The 15,072-nt window shown below is 60.5% G+C and carries 20 protein-coding genes; 11 read left to right on the top strand and 9 right to left on the bottom strand.

The annotated features are described in order from the left end of the window. Positions 1-63: 63 nt before the first annotated feature. Complete coding sequence (locus tag HAV21_RS09715) at positions 64-348, top strand: acylphosphatase (RefSeq protein WP_166841543.1); 285 nt, start codon at positions 64-66, stop codon at positions 346-348. A 256-nt stretch (positions 349-604) separates the two neighbouring features. On the opposite strand, the gene HAV21_RS09710 is transcribed toward HAV21_RS09715, so the two are convergent. Then, positions 605-1,120 (bottom strand): DinB family protein, encoded by a 516-nt coding sequence (locus HAV21_RS09710; protein ID WP_166841542.1) that lies wholly within the window; start codon positions 1,118-1,120, stop codon positions 605-607. Further along, positions 1,117-1,548, bottom strand: coding sequence for a VOC family protein (locus tag HAV21_RS09705; RefSeq protein ID WP_166841541.1), 432 nt, complete (start codon positions 1,546-1,548; stop codon positions 1,117-1,119). Before HAV21_RS09705 ends, HAV21_RS09710 begins: the two co-directional genes overlap by 4 nt. A gap of 81 nt (positions 1,549-1,629) precedes the next feature. Here HAV21_RS09705 and HAV21_RS09700 point away from each other — a divergent pair, with 81 nt between their 5' ends. Further along, complete coding sequence (locus HAV21_RS09700; protein WP_166841540.1) at positions 1,630-2,319, top strand: hypothetical protein; 690 nt, start codon at positions 1,630-1,632, stop codon at positions 2,317-2,319. After that, positions 2,316-2,522 (top strand): SDR family oxidoreductase, encoded by a 207-nt coding sequence (locus tag HAV21_RS22025; protein WP_208096528.1) that lies wholly within the window; start codon positions 2,316-2,318, stop codon positions 2,520-2,522. The genes HAV21_RS09700 and HAV21_RS22025 overlap by 4 nt, the downstream gene beginning before the upstream one ends. A gap of 144 nt (positions 2,523-2,666) precedes the next feature. Here HAV21_RS22025 and HAV21_RS09690 read toward each other — a convergent pair whose 3' ends face one another. Then, complete coding sequence (locus HAV21_RS09690; protein ID WP_166841539.1) at positions 2,667-3,167, bottom strand: GNAT family N-acetyltransferase; 501 nt, start codon at positions 3,165-3,167, stop codon at positions 2,667-2,669. A 140-nt stretch (positions 3,168-3,307) separates the two neighbouring features. Further along, positions 3,308-3,718, bottom strand: a complete 411-nt coding sequence (locus HAV21_RS22240) for a hypothetical protein (RefSeq protein WP_243753202.1) — start codon at positions 3,716-3,718, stop codon at positions 3,308-3,310. 267 nt (positions 3,719-3,985) lie between these two features. On the opposite strand from HAV21_RS22240, the gene HAV21_RS09680 reads away from it, so the two are divergent. From HAV21_RS09680 to HAV21_RS09670, 3 genes are all read left to right on the top strand, one after another. Further along, on the top strand, positions 3,986-4,720 hold the full coding sequence (locus HAV21_RS09680; RefSeq protein ID WP_166841538.1) for a GAF and ANTAR domain-containing protein: 735 nt from the start codon (positions 3,986-3,988) through the stop codon (positions 4,718-4,720). Between the two features lie 114 nt (positions 4,721-4,834). Then, complete coding sequence (locus HAV21_RS09675) at positions 4,835-5,095, top strand: SHOCT domain-containing protein (RefSeq protein ID WP_142940005.1); 261 nt, start codon at positions 4,835-4,837, stop codon at positions 5,093-5,095. 121 nt (positions 5,096-5,216) lie between these two features. Further along, positions 5,217-6,581: an MFS transporter gene (locus tag HAV21_RS09670; RefSeq protein WP_166841537.1), complete on the top strand. Its 1,365-nt coding sequence runs from the start codon at positions 5,217-5,219 to the stop codon at positions 6,579-6,581. 38 nt (positions 6,582-6,619) lie between these two features. Here the strand turns inward: HAV21_RS09670 and HAV21_RS09665 are convergent, their stop codons facing one another. Further along, positions 6,620-7,822 (bottom strand): hypothetical protein, encoded by a 1,203-nt coding sequence (locus HAV21_RS09665; RefSeq protein ID WP_166841536.1) that lies wholly within the window; start codon positions 7,820-7,822, stop codon positions 6,620-6,622. A gap of 90 nt (positions 7,823-7,912) precedes the next feature. Here HAV21_RS09665 and HAV21_RS09660 point away from each other — a divergent pair, with 90 nt between their 5' ends. The 3 genes from HAV21_RS09660 to HAV21_RS09650 are packed head-to-tail and all read left to right on the top strand — an operon-like array spanning position 7,913 to position 10,430. After that, positions 7,913-8,908, top strand: a complete 996-nt coding sequence (locus HAV21_RS09660; protein WP_166841535.1) for an NADP-dependent oxidoreductase — start codon at positions 7,913-7,915, stop codon at positions 8,906-8,908. Between the two features lie 27 nt (positions 8,909-8,935). Then, complete coding sequence (locus tag HAV21_RS09655; RefSeq protein ID WP_166841534.1) at positions 8,936-9,781, top strand: alpha/beta hydrolase; 846 nt, start codon at positions 8,936-8,938, stop codon at positions 9,779-9,781. A 46-nt stretch (positions 9,782-9,827) separates the two neighbouring features. Beyond that, positions 9,828-10,430, top strand: coding sequence for a TetR/AcrR family transcriptional regulator (locus tag HAV21_RS09650; protein WP_166841533.1), 603 nt, complete (start codon positions 9,828-9,830; stop codon positions 10,428-10,430). A 31-nt stretch (positions 10,431-10,461) separates the two neighbouring features. Here HAV21_RS09650 and HAV21_RS09645 read toward each other — a convergent pair whose 3' ends face one another. Next, complete coding sequence (locus HAV21_RS09645; RefSeq protein WP_142939999.1) at positions 10,462-11,649, bottom strand: TerC/Alx family metal homeostasis membrane protein; 1,188 nt, start codon at positions 11,647-11,649, stop codon at positions 10,462-10,464. A 181-nt stretch (positions 11,650-11,830) separates the two neighbouring features. Here HAV21_RS09645 and HAV21_RS09640 point away from each other — a divergent pair, with 181 nt between their 5' ends. Together HAV21_RS09640 and HAV21_RS09635 are read left to right on the top strand one after the other, a co-directional pair. Next, positions 11,831-12,274, top strand: a complete 444-nt coding sequence (locus tag HAV21_RS09640) for a hypothetical protein (RefSeq protein ID WP_142939998.1) — start codon at positions 11,831-11,833, stop codon at positions 12,272-12,274. Next, complete coding sequence (locus tag HAV21_RS09635) at positions 12,271-12,576, top strand: transcriptional regulator (RefSeq protein ID WP_166841532.1); 306 nt, start codon at positions 12,271-12,273, stop codon at positions 12,574-12,576. Before HAV21_RS09640 ends, HAV21_RS09635 begins: the two co-directional genes overlap by 4 nt. 205 nt (positions 12,577-12,781) lie before the next feature. Here the strand turns inward: HAV21_RS09635 and HAV21_RS09630 are convergent, their stop codons facing one another. The 3 genes from HAV21_RS09630 to HAV21_RS22235 form a co-directional block, all read right to left on the bottom strand. Next, entirely contained in the window at positions 12,782-13,081 is a 300-nt protein-coding gene (locus HAV21_RS09630) for a hypothetical protein (protein ID WP_166841531.1), read from the bottom strand. Positions 13,082-13,876: 795 nt separating this feature from the next. Beyond that, a complete protein-coding gene (locus HAV21_RS09625; RefSeq protein ID WP_166841530.1) occupies positions 13,877-14,626 on the bottom strand; it encodes a hypothetical protein in 750 nt (249 codons plus the stop codon). A 263-nt stretch (positions 14,627-14,889) separates the two neighbouring features. Beyond that, entirely contained in the window at positions 14,890-15,057 is a 168-nt protein-coding gene (locus tag HAV21_RS22235; RefSeq protein WP_243753201.1) for a hypothetical protein, read from the bottom strand. Between the last annotated feature and the right edge of the window lie 15 nt (positions 15,058-15,072).

The following is a 15,072-nucleotide window of genomic DNA, read 5'->3' as shown; positions in this document are numbered from 1 at the left end:
CGCTCTCCTCTCCGTTCGACGGGGAGTGGGACGGACGAGGGCGGGTCTGCTTAAGGTGGTTCCATGACTGACGAAACCGTTCGCCTGACAGCCCGTATCACCGGCGTGGTCCAAGGGGTGGGATTCCGCTACTGGACAGCCCGGAAAGCTGATGAGCTGTATTTGAAGGGGACGGTGCGCAACAGCACGGACGGTTCCGTGGAGCTTGTGGCCGAAGGGGAAGTCGGGAACGTCAGCGACTTCACGGACTGGCTTCACTCGTCGCGCGTCCCGGGCCAGGTGGCGGACGTTGACTTCCAGGTTTCCGAGGCCACCGGGGCTTTCGACGACTTCCGGATTATCGATTAGCGCTTGAGCCGCTGCTAAGCCCCGGGCGATGCGGTGGTTATCCCTGATTCGGTGGCGGCCAGAAGTAATTCGTGATCGTAGGCGACCAAGCTGTCGGTTTGCAGTCGAATGGCTGTTGCTAGGTGAATAGCATCCGCACTTTTCAGCTGTCCCGGAAGTGCTGCCGCGCACGCAGCGAAATCGCGGGAATGCTGCGAGTTCGCCGTCCCTCGCCGGCGATCACGCACCCTTCCCGCGCCCTGGGCGATCACGGTGCTCACCTTTTCCAGGGCCGGTCTGCGTCAAGGATTTGTTCACGCAGGATCTCCGCGTGCCCGCAGTGCTGCGCCAGTTCCCGCAGCATGTGGAGGTACACCCAACGGAGGGGCAGAGGGCCACGGCGGTTTCCCAGCAGGAAATCATCAAGGCTCAGCTCCGCAACCGCGCGCCGGGAGGCCGCGCAAGCTTCCAGATAAGCCGTCTGAATGCTGGCGATGGTGTCGTTGCTGTCCAGGACGAACGATTCGTCTGGTGACGCCGGGATACCAATCTCTGCGCGGGACCTTCGCGTGACGGCTTCGTCGAACCACACCTTCTCCACGAAAGTAGCGTGCTTCACCAAGCCCAGCAGCGTGGTCCGCGACGGAACCAGCCGGCGTCGTGCTTGTTCTTCCGTGAGTCCATCCAAACTGGCGCTCAGAGCTCTGCGGTGCTCGTCCAAAAACGTGTCGAACTGTACCCGGCCGCTGTGGTTGATGACGTCGTCGGCGACCGTCGGCGGGAGTGCGCTCATCCGAAAACCACCGTGCCGTCGTCGTTAATGCGCCAGCCGGGATTGTGCGCGATCTCCCAGACGATGCCGTTGGGGTCCTTGACGTGTCCGTGGAAAATTCCGCCAAACGCGCCGGCCTGGGCGGGTTTCAGCACAGTGGCCCCGGCCGCGATCAAGGCGTCGATGGTACTGGCGACCTCCGCCGGGCTGCCTACGTTGTGTGAGAGCGTCACACCGCTGACTCCCTGTGTAGGAGCAGTGGCACCGAGGTCCTGATCGAACTTTTCGGCGTCGAACAGGCCGAGCATCAGCCCCGGCGCAATCTGGAAGAACAAGATCTCGCCGGGAACGTCCATGGCCGGATCCCAGCCAAGCCCTTCCTTATAGAAGGCGCGCGCGGCGTCCAGATCCTTGGTGGCGAACGTGAGGAAATGCAGTCGCTGGTCCATGAGGGAAGCCTAGCGGGATATGGTTGCCCGACTTGGCCAGTCTTGTTGAGACCCGGTCCGCGCCGGTGGGAGGATGGAGCAGTGGAACCCCTCTTCGACTTCCTTGGCAGTTACTGGTGGCTCATTTTCCCTATCGGCGGGATGGCTGGTGGCTGGGCGAGGTCGTGGTCCAAAGCCAGCGAAGAGCGGCACCGGCGCAAGGTGGAGTTGTTGAAGCTGCAGAACCAGCTGGCGGTGCACGAGGAAGCCAACCAGGCAGAGGTAGTCTCGCTCATTGCTGCGCACGATTCCGTGAACCACAGGTGGCTTGAGTACGAGCTGGACGTGGGTAACCTCATCGATTTCCCGCTCATGACGGACGTCCGCGAACCGCTCACGGTCGCGTTCCTGCGGGCCAAGAAAGAAGCCGACAGCTTACGTCCCGCCACACCTGAAGAAATTTCGACGCCGGCCAGGCTGGCTGAGTATCGGGCGGCTGTCCACAGCTACGAACTCGCTTTTGATGTTGCCGAACGGGAAGCAAGGCGCATCAAGGACGGCAACTTCACCGGCCCGGAGCGCCAACGACTGGCGACTGCGAGGAAGCTCCTGCGCATCGCAGAGGACACAGCCGCCACTCCCGCCGAACGTCAAACGGCCTATAAGCGGGCCCGGAAGGAACTTGATGGCTTGATCGTCCTGCCGGAGGCAACCGTTGCCGCACTCGAGAGCAAGATCATCAACATGCTGGACAGCCGGAAGGACCCGGATACGGACGTCCGATTCGCATGATTCCCAACGGAAGGCTGGCAGTCATTACGGGTGCCGGCCGTGGACTCGGAAGGTCGTTAGTAGACGAATTTTCCGAGGCCGGTTGGGCGGTAGTTTCGAAGGATCCACGGCAGGCGGCTCGCGAACTAAGGGAACTGGTTGATTCGCCGGACCGTACCTCGCCACGCTTCGTCTCGCTCGGAGCCGCCGACCTCAGCTGGTAGCTCTCCAGTGCGCTTCACAGCCCGTGGCTGGCGCTTCACCACCTTCTTTGAACCCGGAAAGCCCGCAAAACAACCAGTTTTGGCTGATCCTAGGCCTCCCAGCAGCCAAGGTCAGTGGTAGCGGCACACCTGACTAGCCCCCGGCTACCTCAGTTCGATGCCCATCACGGTCCGCACCAAGGATCCACCCATGTCGTCCTCGAGCTGCTGCATTCCCATCCGCTCAGCAACCCTCCGTGAAGCCACGTTGCCCGGGTGAATGATCGCAACAAGGAGGGGGACCCCCAGGACATCGCGTGCGAAGTCCCGGCACGCCAATGCTGCCTCCGAAGCATATCCGCGCCCCTGCACGTCCCGACGAACGTGGTAGCCCACCTCAAGTTCAGCCCGCCCGTTGACGTGTTGCCACGTCAGCCCGCAGTCGCCGACGAACTCGCCGTCGTGCGTTTCTACGATCCACAACCCGTATCCGTGGCGAGCGTAGTTGTCCTGGTTCCACTTGATCCAGGCTGCTGATTCATCCCGCGACTTAGGCGCCGGGTAGTACGTCATGACCTCGGGATCACCCAGCATGGAACTCATCAGATCGAGATCGGCAAGGGTCATCTCCCGGAAGCGCAGCCGGGCGGTCGAGTTGGGGAGCATTCCCGAAGCCTATCTGCCCTTGAGCTGTACCGTCCTCACCTTCTTTGAACCCGGAGAACCCGCAAAACAACCGTTTTCGGCTGAATTATGGCCTTTTTAGGTTTAAAGTGGGTCGTGACGGTACAAGCTGGTGAGCCTTCCTAGCCGCGGCCCATGCTCGTTGAGGGGTCGCCCCCGCTTTCCGAGGGATCTGCGCGCAGGTCATCGGGGTCTCCACTGGGCAGGCCGGCCGGTCCCGCTGCGTCACTTGAGCCGACAGGAGTGTCATCGTTCGGTTTGCGGCCCTGAGTGTCGCCGTCGGTTCCCGGCCTCGGTGAGGTGGTTCCGCCGTCGGGTTCTCCATCCGCACGGTGGCGGCCCTTTGCCCTGGTGTTGGGGGAGTGATCTTCGTCGATGGCGTTTGAGCCTTCGCTTATGGAGGAGTGGACCTGGATATCGTCGTCCTTCTCGCCGGGCGCTGGAACCTGCTGATCATTCACCGGCTTGGAGGTCCCGGCCAGGTCTTCCATAGCGTTTTCGGTGGCCTTACGGATGCTGTCTTCAACGCCCATCTGATGACTCCTTTGTACGAATAGTCCTTATGACGGATCTCAGATCCTTTTAGTAAGCCTACTTACTTTTGGGGACGCGTGAAACCCTTGCCTTAGTTGACAAATGCCATATCCGGAGTCGCGTATCCGCAGGTCAAGCCGTTCCGTGCAGCACTTTGTACCGGTGATCGTTGGGCGATAAGGTATTGCCAGACCGTTTTGCAGAGGGCGGCAATTTTCGCTCCTTTGCTGTCTGCTGGGGACGCATTTCAGTCAGTAGGAACGTGCATGGTCAACCCCCGCCCCGAGCAGGAAGCTCTCAAGAACGGTTTTTTCTTGGATCTCGTCCTTGGCAGCGAAGACGTCGAGGCTTTTCTCGGCGAGCTCGCGGCTTTCTCCGCCGAAAGCCTCTCGCGCCCGGAACCCGTCTTCTGTGGCATCACCGTATTGCGTCGTAAGAAGTCGGCCACCACTGCCAGCAGTGATGATCGCGCCAGAGCAATGGACGAACTCCAAAACGATTTTGATGGTCCCTGCCTCACTGCCATGGATAAGCTCACCCCCGTGATGGTGCCGGATCTTCTCCAGGAACATCGTTGGCCCGAGTACGTGCAGGCTGCTTCGCACCAAGGCCTGCGATCCGTCCTGAGTGTCCCCCTTCTGGTTGAAGGCGATACACGTGCAGCGTTGAACCTCTACTCCGAGCAGCCGGACGCGTTCAGCGATGACGACGTAGAGAGTGCCGAGGAGTTCGCCTCCCACGCCTCCAAGTCGTTGCGCCTGGCCCTGAAGATCGCGCAGCTCAGCGACGCCCGGAATGATCTTGCCGCAGCAATGCAGACCCGCACTGTGATCGACCTTGCTGTGGGGGCCATCATGGCGCAGAACCACTGCAGCCAGGAGGAGGCCTTCACCATCCTCCGCACGGCGTCCAGCAACCGCAACATCAAGCTGCGCCACCTGGCCAAGTCCATCATTTCTGCCGTCTCGTCCGGGAAGATCACCACGCACTTCGAGGAGTAGCCGCCTCCGACGTTTGCCGCCGTCGGGGGACTTAAGACTCTGACGCGCCGCTCCTTGCGGGGGGATAGTGGAGGCCGGGAGCACGGACGTGCCCGCTGGTCTGAAGGAGTAGCCATGATGTATTGGGACGGAAACATGGGCGTCTGGGGATACGCACTCATGGCTGTGAGTTTCATACTGTTTTGGGGAGCGATCATCACAGCGATCGTCTTTCTTGCCCGGTCCATGGGTGCCGGCAGCCGGAGGTACGCTGGCGGGCCGCACCGTACGGGCGGAGCGGAGGAGCTTCTCGCGGAAAGGTTTGCCCGCGGTGAGATCGACGATACTGAGTACAACGCCCGCCTGAATGCTCTGCGGCGGAGCAACTTCGGTTAAGCCCCTGGCCCCTACCCGGCATGGATGGTTGGCCAGAGTTTGGGCGGAGGCGTCCGCTCTGTGACCCGGTGTGGTCACCCGGGTTCGTGACCCGAGGCAACCATGGAGCAGACTTGGACGGGTGACCGCCAACAAACCACGCCCCGGCCTTGCGATTGCTGCGCTGAGCCTCGGGACGGCGCTGAACCCGTTGAACTCGTCCATGATCGCCGTAGCGTTGGTGGTCTTGCGGGAGCATTTCGAGCTCGACGTCGCCACCGTCACCTGGGTGATCACCTCGTTCTATCTCGCGTCCGCGGTCGGCCAACCGCTGATGGGCCGGCTCGCTGACCGCTTCGGCCCGCGGCGCCTGTTTATGTTCGGAATGGCGTTGGTGGCGGTGACGTGTGCGATCGCGCCGTTCCTGCCCAACTTCGCGCTGGTCTGTGTGGCCCGCGCGCTCATGGCTGTAGGGACCGCGACGGCGTACCCGTCCGCCGTCGTGATGGTCACCGAACTGAGCCGGCTGGCCAACTTGCCGTCCACGCGGCCGCTCGGCCGGATCCAGATGGCCAACACTTCGGCCGCTGCCGTCGGACCCGTCGTGGGCGGGTTGCTGGTGAGTCTAGTCGGGTGGCAGGCGCTGTTCGCGATCAACGTTCCCATTGCTTTGTTGGCGTTGATTGTTGTCCGCCAGACCGCGCCCGCAGATGCCGGGCGCGAGACCGGCAAACTCGGCCAGCTGATCCGCGATTCCGACATCCCCGGCATCCTCGCCTTCGTGGTATCCCTCATGCTCGCCATGATGGCGCTGCTCAACGTGCTGCCCGGCTACCGCTGGTATCTACTGGGTGCGGCCACGGTGATCGGAGCGCTGTTCGCCTGGCGTGAGCTGCGATTCCAGCCTCCGTTCCTGGACCTCCGCCTGCTGGGCCGGAACCGGCCGCTGCTGTTGGTGTACTTGCTGTTTGTGGTGTTCAGCGGCGTCTACTACTTTGCGTTCTTCGGCCTTCCGCAGTTGCTGCAGGAGGCAGGGAATTACGACGCCGGTGTGGTGGGCCTGCTGATGCTGCCCCTTGCGGCGTTGTCGGTTGTGGTGACGCCACTGACCGTGCGGTTCATTGAGCGGTTCGGCGTGCGACCCGTTCTGATCACCGGGGTGTTGATCCTGACCATTGCGGCAGGCACGCTCGGGTTCCTGACCCTGAGCTTGTGGGCGCCACTGGTGTTCGTGCTCACCGCTTTGATGGGTGTTCCGTACGGCGTGGTGAGTACGGCCTCAAACCAAGGCCTGTACGTTTCGGCCCGGCCCGAAGAGAGGGGAGTGGCTGCCGGTATTTTCCAGACATGCCGCTACCTCGGGGCCATCACCGCCACTGTCCTGATCGGCGTGCTCTATGGCCCCGGCGTGAATCAGGCCAACTGGGGGATCATGGTCCTGGTGATGCTGGGGCTCAGTGCTGTGGTGCTGGTGCTGGCTGTGATGTGGCGGAAGCCCGCGGCCTAGGGGAGGCGTGGCCCTGGTCGCCACAAGGCCCGGTATCGTCAGCTCCGGCGCCGCTGCTCCGCAGCCCAGGTGTGGTTCACAATGGCAGCCCCGAAGCTCTTGGACAACATGGCGCGGTCAGGCCCACGGTAGAGGTCTCTCCGAAAATAGGGTGATTCCTCAGTGTGGGGGCCGCTCTTATCGATTCGCTTGGCGAGGTCGGAGAGATAGTCGTGGCCACCGGTCCTATAGGCATCGGTTTCGGCCTGGTCCAGGCGAAGCAGGGCCGTTGAGTCCACCATCGTATTGATGCAGTACCTCGCTTCGAGAAAAAGAGATCCTTGCTGTTCAACCAGGAACCATGAGCCCTGCTGGTGGTCTACGTAATGCATGGCATCGCGATCCTTGGCTATCCTCAGGTGGTCTCCCCACTGCTCAACCGGCGGAATCGCTTCGAGTGGCCGTTGCCGGGCTTCGTTGAGCACCGTGTATTCAAACGTCGGGGATGATTCGCGGTGCAGCGTCAGGCAGATGATTCGCAGGCACGCCGAACAGCTAAGCTGGCTCTCCACCCGTTCCATCAGTTGTGACGCATGGAGTTGTTGGAGGTCTGCGAGCGGGACCCAGCTGGGGCTTTCAGTGATCAGGCCCGCCGCTGCGGCTGAGGAGAGTGCAGCGATGGTTTGTTCCACGTCCATCCCGCCGGTGCGGGCTCCGCGAACCAAGAGATCGCTGCATGTTGGACAATCGTCATCCTCGGGGCGGCAGGCATGCTGCGGAGCCTCCGCCCTGAAACTAAGGCTGAGAAGATTGCCGGGCTCGTTCCAGCCGCGGTTGTTCTTGAAGCGGGGTTCCACGTAGGCACCGTCCAGTACGAAGCCCATACCTCCGGGAGCGCGGGGAGCATCGAGGGCTCCCTTGAGGTCGCTGAGGGTAGCGTCCTTATCCAGGCCGGGGATCCATGAGGGCAGGTGAAACCCGCCAGGTGCAAAACCAGTAGGTGCTGCGTGCAGCACGACCGCCACCGTGGCGTCGTCGTGCATGATCATTTGGCCGCCCGAGGCGAACTGCAGCCGTCGCGATCGGTACGCGGGTTCGCCCACCAGTTGATCCTTGGCTCTTGCCGCGGGCCCGCCGAAGGCATCGATCAACTGGCGCACGGCTGGCTCTTCTTCGGATCCCAGGAGGGCGTCCAGGATGAGTGGCAGCCGTGTGCTGGTCCGCCATGGTTCGTTCACGCCGTCATCGCTCCGCTGTCCCATCCGACCATTATCCAGCGAAGAACTCTTGCTTAATTTACTGAGTGCACTCATAATTGAGTTAAGTCAGTTATACAGTCCAGGAGAACCCCCATGAAAGCCTTCGTCCTCAGCCAGTACAAGGAACCCCTTCAGCAGCAGGACGTCCCCGAGCCCGTGCTCGGAGACCACGATGTGCTGGTGGAGGTCCACGCGGCAGGCCTCAACCAGCTGGACGAGAAAATTCGGTTGGGGGAGTTCAAGCAGATCCTCCCGTACAAACTGCCGCAGATACTGGGCCATGACGTTGCCGGTGTGGTCCTGAAGGTCGGGGCAAAGGTTAAGTCCTTCGAGCCCGGCGACGAGGTGTTTGCACGCCCCGGAAATGACAGCATTGGCACGTTTGCGGAGCGGGTGGCCGTTGCCGAGGAAGACCTTGCCATCAAACCGGCCACCATCAGCATGGAAGAGGCCGGCTCGCTTCCATTGGTGGCATTGACTGCCTGGCAAGCGCTGGTGCAGCGGGGCAATGTTGGCCCCGGGCAGAAGGTACTCATCCATGCTGGAGCCGGGGGAGTGGGATCCATTGCCATCCAGCTGGCCAAGTATCTCGAGGCGACGGTGGCCACTACTGTCAGCGCCGGAAACAAGGACTTTGTCCGGGACCTTGGCGCGGACGTGGTGATCGACTACCGGACCGAGGACTTCGCAGAGATTCTCCATGACTATGACCTCGTCCTGGATAGCCTCGGTGGCAAAAACCTGGAGCGGTCTCTGCAGGTTCTGAAGAAGGGTGGCCGGGCCATTGGCATCGCCGGCCCGCCGGATGCCGGTTTCGCCCGACAGCTGGGCGGAAACCCGGTTCTGCTGGGGTTGATGACCCTGCTCAGCTCGGGGATCCGGCGCAAAGCCCGCCGCCTGGGAGTCACGTACGAGTTCCTCTTCATGCGCGCTAATGGTGGCCAGTTGAGGGAAATCGCAGCACTCATCGACGCCGGTGACATCAAGCCAGTATTGGGACGTGTGGTGCCTTTTGACCAGACGGCCGATGTACTTGCGGCCCTCGACAACGGCGGCGTCCGCGGTAAGACCGTTGTCAGCCATCTCTAACCACTCCATACCGACAGGACGAACATCATGAGCAGTGAACAGCAGTCGTATTTACAGGCACCCGCGAAGACGTTGACAGCCAACGGCGTCAGCTACGCATACCGCGAAATGGGGCCTAAAGATGGGGTTCCGGTAGTTTTCCTGATTCACCTCGCCGGGACCATGGACAACTGGGATCCGAACATCATCGACCCCATTGCTGAGAAACACCACGTGATCACCTTCAGCAACCGCGGAGTCGGTGCAACCACGGGGTCCGTTCCGGACAGCATCGAAGCCATGGCGGATGATGCTGCCGCCTTTATTCAGGCCCTCGGCTATCCGGCAGTGGATCTCTTTGGATTCTCGCTCGGCGGCATGATCGCCCAGTCGCTGGTGGTCAAACACCCCGGCCTTGTCCGCAAGCTCGTCCTGGCTGGCACGGGACCTGCCGGTGGTGAGGGCATCCAGAAGATCATCGGAACCACGTACTTTGACGTAGTTCGGGGCGCCCTCACCCGGCAGGACCCCAAGGAGTTCCTGTTCTTCAACCGGAACGCCGCCGGAAAACCCGCTGCGAGGGCATTCATGAATCGGCTCAACCAACGGACCACCAACCGCGAGGCACCCATCTCGCTCAAGGCGTTCCAGACGCAACTGAAAGCCATCAGGCGGTGGGGAGTGTCGCCGTCGGCCGATCTGGGTGTTATCAACCAACCGACGCTCATCGCCAACGGCGATAACGACCGCATGGTGCCCTCGGTGCTTTCCAGCGACATGCACCGCCGGATTCCGGGCAGCGAGCTGGTCATCTACCCGGACTCCGGGCACGGTGGCATCTTCCAGTTCCATGACAGGTTCGTCCCGGTAGCGCTCGAGTTCCTGGGCCGTTGATACGGACGGCCCGCTGATGCGGCCGGCCCGCTGATACGGTAGCTAAATGCAGCCTGCGCCCCAGACACTTGGCCGACGTGAGCGGAATAAGCAGGAGAAGCTTGACCGCATCACCGCGGCCGCACGCGAACTTTTCACCCAGTATGGAGTGGATGAGGTCACCACCCAGCAGGTGGCGGAAAAGGCCGACGTCGGATCGGGAACCTTGTTCCTGTATGCCAAGACGAAGGCGGAGCTGCTTTTGTTGGTGCACAACGCCAAGTACGCCCAAGCGCTGGACGCGGGAGTCGAAGCGGCCGCCGCTGAAATCACGGTGCTGGACGCGGTGATGGCCATCATCCGGCCCATCATTGAGTGCAACCGTGTTCAGATCGAAAACGGCCGAACCTACCTGCGGGAGATCGTCTTCGGTGACCCTGTCGAACCTCACCATGCAGAGGCGTTGTCCCTCACGATGCGTACGGAAGAGGCCATTGCCGGAGTGCTGGGCCGCGACGGTCAGTTGTTGGCCCGCGACCCGGCGAAACTGGCTCGGATCGTCTCCGCCATCATGTTCGTCAGCATGGCGTCCTCAGCGACTATTGACATGACAGACGCCCAGGTTGGCGACGAGATCCGGGATCAGATCAGCGTGCTCCTGGGCGCCTGACTTGGTAGTGAGCCTTAGCGTTTGGTGAGACTTACCGTTTGAGGAATTCCTCGTGCTGACGGTGTGCCTCGGCCACTTGCTCGCGGATGGTCTCCACGTCCTTGGCCTTGTTCCGGTACTTCAGTGGCATCTGCACAATCTGCGCTTCCTCAGCCGTGAGGGCACGGTAGATACGCTCGCGCTCGTTGGCGTCGGCGGTGTAGTCGAGGTCCAGATAATCGACGGCGTGACGGCGGGCGTTGTTGATGGCCGTCTGGGCCTTGCCCGCAGGGCTGATCAGGGAGAGCACCACGGTGATGATCAGGACGCCGATGATGACGCTGAGCGAGAGGCCCGTGGTGATTTCAATGACGTTGACGTGCTCGCCGTCGTTGATGAATGGAAGGTTGTTCTCATGCAGGGCGTGCAGGATCAGCTTGACGCCGATGAAAGCGAGAATGGCCGCCAAACCGTAGGAGAGGTAAATGAGGCGGTCCAGCAGTCCGTCGATCAGGAAGTACAGCTGGCGCAAGCCCATTAGTGAGAACGCGGTGGCTGTAAAGACGATGAAGACATTTTGGGTCAGGCCGAAAATTGCCGGAATGGAGTCCAGCGCAAAGAGGATATCCGTGCCGCCAATGGCCACCATTACAAGGAGCATGGGAGTCAGGGCGCGCTTGCCGTTCACCACAGTGAAGAGCTTGTCTCCGTCGTACTTGTCCGTGGTGTGGAAGAGCTTTTTGGCGAGCCGGATGATGAAGTTGTTTGCCTGGCCGTCACCGTGGTCGCCCGGCTTGAGCAGGTTGCCAGCCGTGAGGAGCAGGATCAGTCCGAAGATGTAGAACACCCACGCGAACGAGTTGATGAGTGCTGCGCCAAGGAAGATAAAACCTGTACGGGCGATCAAGGAGAACACGATGCCGAACAGGAGGACCTTCTGCTGATCCTCACGTGGCACCCTGAAGCTCGCCATGATGATGAGGAACACGAACAGGTTATCTACCGAGAGGGCCTTCTCCGTAATGTAGCCGGCGAAGTACTCGGACCCCATTTGGGCGCCGCCGAAAATCAGGACCAGGACGCCGAAAACTATTGCGAGTCCAACGTAAATGGAGGACCAGACGGCCGCTTCCTTGAGCGATGGGACGTGGGCCTTGCGGATGTGGAAGAAGTAGTCAAAGGCCAAGAGCGCCAAAATGACGACGATGGTGATACCCCAGATGAGGGGAGAGACGGTCATATGATCCTGCTTTCGTGAGGCGCGCGAGTGGTGTTGCTCACCGAGGGTCAAACTCTTGGGTTTAAATTTACCGGGGTTGGCGGGGTTGTTGGTAACTCGACTGCCATGGGAAAGTAGTTGACAACTTGGAAAGCACTTTCTTAGGGTGGGGGTATCGATCCGCACAAACTTGGGGGACACCATGAACGAGACCACCGGCAATATGTCAGCAGCCGAAGCACGGGAACTCCTTGCACGGGCCGATTCACTGGGCGCCTCCTCCATCAACGCGGCAGCTTGGCCGGTGGCTGTAATGTTCACCAGCCTCGCGATTATGGGTTCGCTGCTGATGATCGGGATGCACATCGTTCTGGTCGGCGGCTACGGCGCGGCATTGTTGGCCTGTTCTGTGGGAGCCTGGGGCGCAATTACCGCGAGCATCTGGCCAATGTTCCAACGGTCCACCAAGGTCGGCTTCACCAAACGGTTCCTGACGTCTCTTCTGGGGTACTTCGCGCTGTACGTCGTGGCGCTCGTGGTTGGCGCCTACTTCTTCCGGGACGGCAACCTCTGGTTCTACATCCCCGCGGCCATTGCCCTGGCAGCCATTGGCCTTGCTGCTGCCTTCCGTGAGCTGCGCGCATGAGCGCCCCGGCGGAACACCCGCGTCACAAGCTCAACGAGCTCGTCCACTCACCGGTCCGGTTCTCCATCATGGCTGCGCTCGCGAAGGCTGAGTCGTTGGACTTCAAGGACCTGAGGGACGCCATTCAGGTCAGCGATTCGGTGTTGAGCAAGCAGCTCTCGATTTTGGAGAAGGCCGAGTTCGTGAAGATCAAAAAGAGCTTCGCCGGGAAGTTTCCCAGGACATCGGCCAGCCTGACGGGTACCGGACGAGACGTGTGGGCGGCGCACTTGCAGACGCTGCGGGAGATCGCGGGCGGCTAGGTCCTTCGGTGCCGGCTCAGTTCGAGCTGCCCTCGTGGAGTTTCCGCTTAAGCCACTCCGGCTGCTTGTGCTCATCTCGCGGATACTTCAGCTGATCCCTGACATACACGGCGGGAGCCACTGGGAAATCCCATTCTGGCTCGTGATCGAAGTTGTAGTTGGCGGTGGCGTTCCCAGATGCCGTGACAACGAAGTGAACTCCGAACTATGTGCCTAAACCGACCCGGTAGGACGCTTCTCGGAGATCCTTAATGGCCCGCGATACCTCAGAGGTTCCGCCGTGATCATTGAAGGGCCCATTCTGTGAGGAGAACCGACCGTTCGGGTTGAAGATGTAAAAATGCTGCTCGTTGGTGGACGTGGTCACGCTGGCAGTGAGTTCTATTCGTTCATCGCCCGGCCCAAGCAAGCCGTGGAGTAGAACGCCCAACCTGTCGAATGCCTCCTGCTCTTGGAGGAGTCCGTCGTGTTGATTGGCTAGGTTGTCAGAGTCTGTGTTTCGCATATGTGGTTCCTAACTGCCGAACGCTCGTTCGGGATGCCATTGTTGACCGCTCGGAATGCGGCTTCGTATCTTTGGACAGCCTCCAAGGTCCAGATCTTGAGGACCGCCAGGGTGCCGTTCGGTAGCTGGCGCAGTTCGACTAGTGGGTCTTCTGGGAGGACGTAGCCGCTGTCGTAAGCGAAATAGGTGACAACCCCAACTGGTGGGTACCAGATGGGCTGGTCTCGGTTTTTCCTGGTTATCGCGGAGCTGAAGAGGCCACCCATCTCAGGGGGCCATAGATCGAAAAGTTCAACCAAGCAGGCTACGAAAGTTTCTCGACTCGGAATCATCGCCTGCTTGAAGGTGAGCTTGAGTGAGTTGTGGGAAGGGGCGTCACTCGATCCGTCAGCAATCGATGCATGAAAGGGGCTCACACTGCGGTCGGTCCCGTTTAGAAAAGAGACTAACTGAACGAAGTAACCAGAGCCTTCATAGAACTTGCCCGCATCATCCTTGCGGGCCCCGGATTCCACCAGTGACGTTGCTTCGTCAATGTTTCGGGTAGGAAGTCGCCTCCCGCGGTGGCCGGAGCGGCTCTGGTGACCGTGATCCATTCCATGGGCCTTGGATCGAGCAGCTCCAGTACCGAAACGCTGGCAAGGATTGTCGCAGCAATCAAATGTGCCGAGTCGGCCCTTACACCCAATTGGAGCCTGAGATTCAGCGTACCCAAAGCTGGATCAACGATTGTGTGGCCGTCTTCTTTCACAGTGTCGCTCTTCTCTGATCAGTCTCCCCGCCGGAAACATAGTTCTATCCGGTCCCGGCAGCTCTGCGGGGGATGCCATCGTTGACAGCCCTGAAAGCCTCGCCGTACGCGAGGACGGCATCCAAGGTCCAGTCGTTCAGTATTGCCATCACGCCACTTCGTAACCGTCGCAGTTCAACCAGGGGGTTATCGGGTAAGACGTATCCGCTGTCTTCTGCAAAGTACGTCAGAACTCCAACGGGTGGATACCATGCGGGTTCCCCTCGGTGTAATCGGCTAACTTCGTAGCCGAAGACTCCGCCTCGCGTGGGCTGCCACACTTCTATCAGCGCACTGAAGCTGCTAACGACCGCTTCGCGGCCAGATATGAGCGCGTTTGCAAAAGTTAAGGAAAACGAATCGCTTGAAAATCCGGCGTGGGCTCCGTCGCTGACTGCAGCGTGGAAGGGGCTCACAGCTCGATCCGACCCCTTCAGAAAGGAAATTAGTTGTACGAAGTAACCCCAACTTGGGTGAAAGCGCTCCGCATCATCCTTTCGGGCGCCAGCCATAACAAGAGTGCCCAGTTCCTCAATGGTGCGTCCTACTTTTTCATGTTCGAGGGTTGCCCCACCACTTCGCGGAATCCCGACCCACTCCATTGGGCGAGGATCCAGTCGCTCAAGAATCTCTAAGGTTGCCAAAATCCTAGTTGCGATATCTGGTGGTCCCGCCTCCCGACCGCCCAACTGTAGGTCGAGGTCTATATCGTCCAGAGCGGAGTCGAAGAGAGCCGCCGAATAGATTTCTGCCACGTTGGACTCCTCATTGTGAATCAAAACTAGCCCTTCATCGGAGCGACATTTACGTCCACTGTGAGTGTCTGCATGCTTCCAGGCATCAACGTAATCTTCCGGTCCAGATCGATACCTTTCCCTGCCGCTAGGCGTTGCCTAGCCTCGGCGATGACCTTCATCTTCCTCAGGATCTGAGGTTCGACGGCGGCGGGCAGGGTTTGGAGGTGGCAGGACTTTCGACTGGCTGCAGTGGCCTAACACCGCTGACCGGTCTCGGTCGTCTATGCTCCGAACAGCTTCTTGCTGATTTTGGCGAAAATGCCCGGCTCCAGCGAGGGGTCGATGACCGTTGGTTCAACCGAAAAGTCGGTTCCTTTGTCAGTGACGGGCCGACGGCGGTTCTTCCAATCCACGGACTGGAACTCCGGGTTGTAAAGGGGAGGAGTCATCTGTTCGGCTCGAAA

The organism is Paenarthrobacter sp. MSM-2-10-13, from assembly GCF_011605365.1.
Lineage (GTDB): Bacteria > Actinomycetota > Actinomycetes > Actinomycetales > Micrococcaceae > Arthrobacter.
This window is presented reverse-complemented; position numbering and strand designations above follow the sequence as displayed.

Bases quoted from the DNA above. Each gene is read 5' to 3' on its own strand.
- HAV21_RS09715 (WP_166841543.1), top strand. From the start codon at position 64: ATGACTGACGAAACCGTTCGCCTGACAGCCCGTATCACCGGCGTGGTC.
- HAV21_RS22025 (WP_208096528.1), top strand. From the start codon at position 2,316: ATGATTCCCAACGGAAGGCTGGCAGTCATTACGGGTGCCGGCCGTGGA.
- HAV21_RS09660 (WP_166841535.1), top strand. From the start codon at position 7,913: ATGAAAGCCTTCGTCCTCAGCCAGTACAAGGAACCCCTTCAGCAGCAG.
- HAV21_RS22235 (WP_243753201.1), bottom strand. From the start codon at position 15,057: ATGACTCCTCCCCTTTACAACCCGGAGTTCCAGTCCGTGGATTGGAAG.
- HAV21_RS09630 (WP_166841531.1), bottom strand. From the start codon at position 13,081: ATGCGAAACACAGACTCTGACAACCTAGCCAATCAACACGACGGACTC.
- HAV21_RS09705 (WP_166841541.1), bottom strand. From the start codon at position 1,548: ATGGACCAGCGACTGCATTTCCTCACGTTCGCCACCAAGGATCTGGAC.
- HAV21_RS09710 (WP_166841542.1), bottom strand. From the start codon at position 1,120: ATGAGCGCACTCCCGCCGACGGTCGCCGACGACGTCATCAACCACAGC.
- HAV21_RS09665 (WP_166841536.1), bottom strand. From the start codon at position 7,822: ATGGGACAGCGGAGCGATGACGGCGTGAACGAACCATGGCGGACCAGC.
- HAV21_RS09645 (WP_142939999.1), bottom strand. From the start codon at position 11,649: ATGACCGTCTCTCCCCTCATCTGGGGTATCACCATCGTCGTCATTTTG.
- HAV21_RS09680 (WP_166841538.1), top strand. From the start codon at position 3,986: ATGGTCAACCCCCGCCCCGAGCAGGAAGCTCTCAAGAACGGTTTTTTC.
- HAV21_RS09640 (WP_142939998.1), top strand. From the start codon at position 11,831: ATGAACGAGACCACCGGCAATATGTCAGCAGCCGAAGCACGGGAACTC.
- HAV21_RS09675 (WP_142940005.1), top strand. From the start codon at position 4,835: ATGATGTATTGGGACGGAAACATGGGCGTCTGGGGATACGCACTCATG.
- HAV21_RS09635 (WP_166841532.1), top strand. From the start codon at position 12,271: ATGAGCGCCCCGGCGGAACACCCGCGTCACAAGCTCAACGAGCTCGTC.
- HAV21_RS22240 (WP_243753202.1), bottom strand. From the start codon at position 3,718: ATGGGCGTTGAAGACAGCATCCGTAAGGCCACCGAAAACGCTATGGAA.
- HAV21_RS09655 (WP_166841534.1), top strand. From the start codon at position 8,936: ATGAGCAGTGAACAGCAGTCGTATTTACAGGCACCCGCGAAGACGTTG.
- HAV21_RS09690 (WP_166841539.1), bottom strand. From the start codon at position 3,167: ATGCTCCCCAACTCGACCGCCCGGCTGCGCTTCCGGGAGATGACCCTT.
- HAV21_RS09650 (WP_166841533.1), top strand. From the start codon at position 9,828: ATGCAGCCTGCGCCCCAGACACTTGGCCGACGTGAGCGGAATAAGCAG.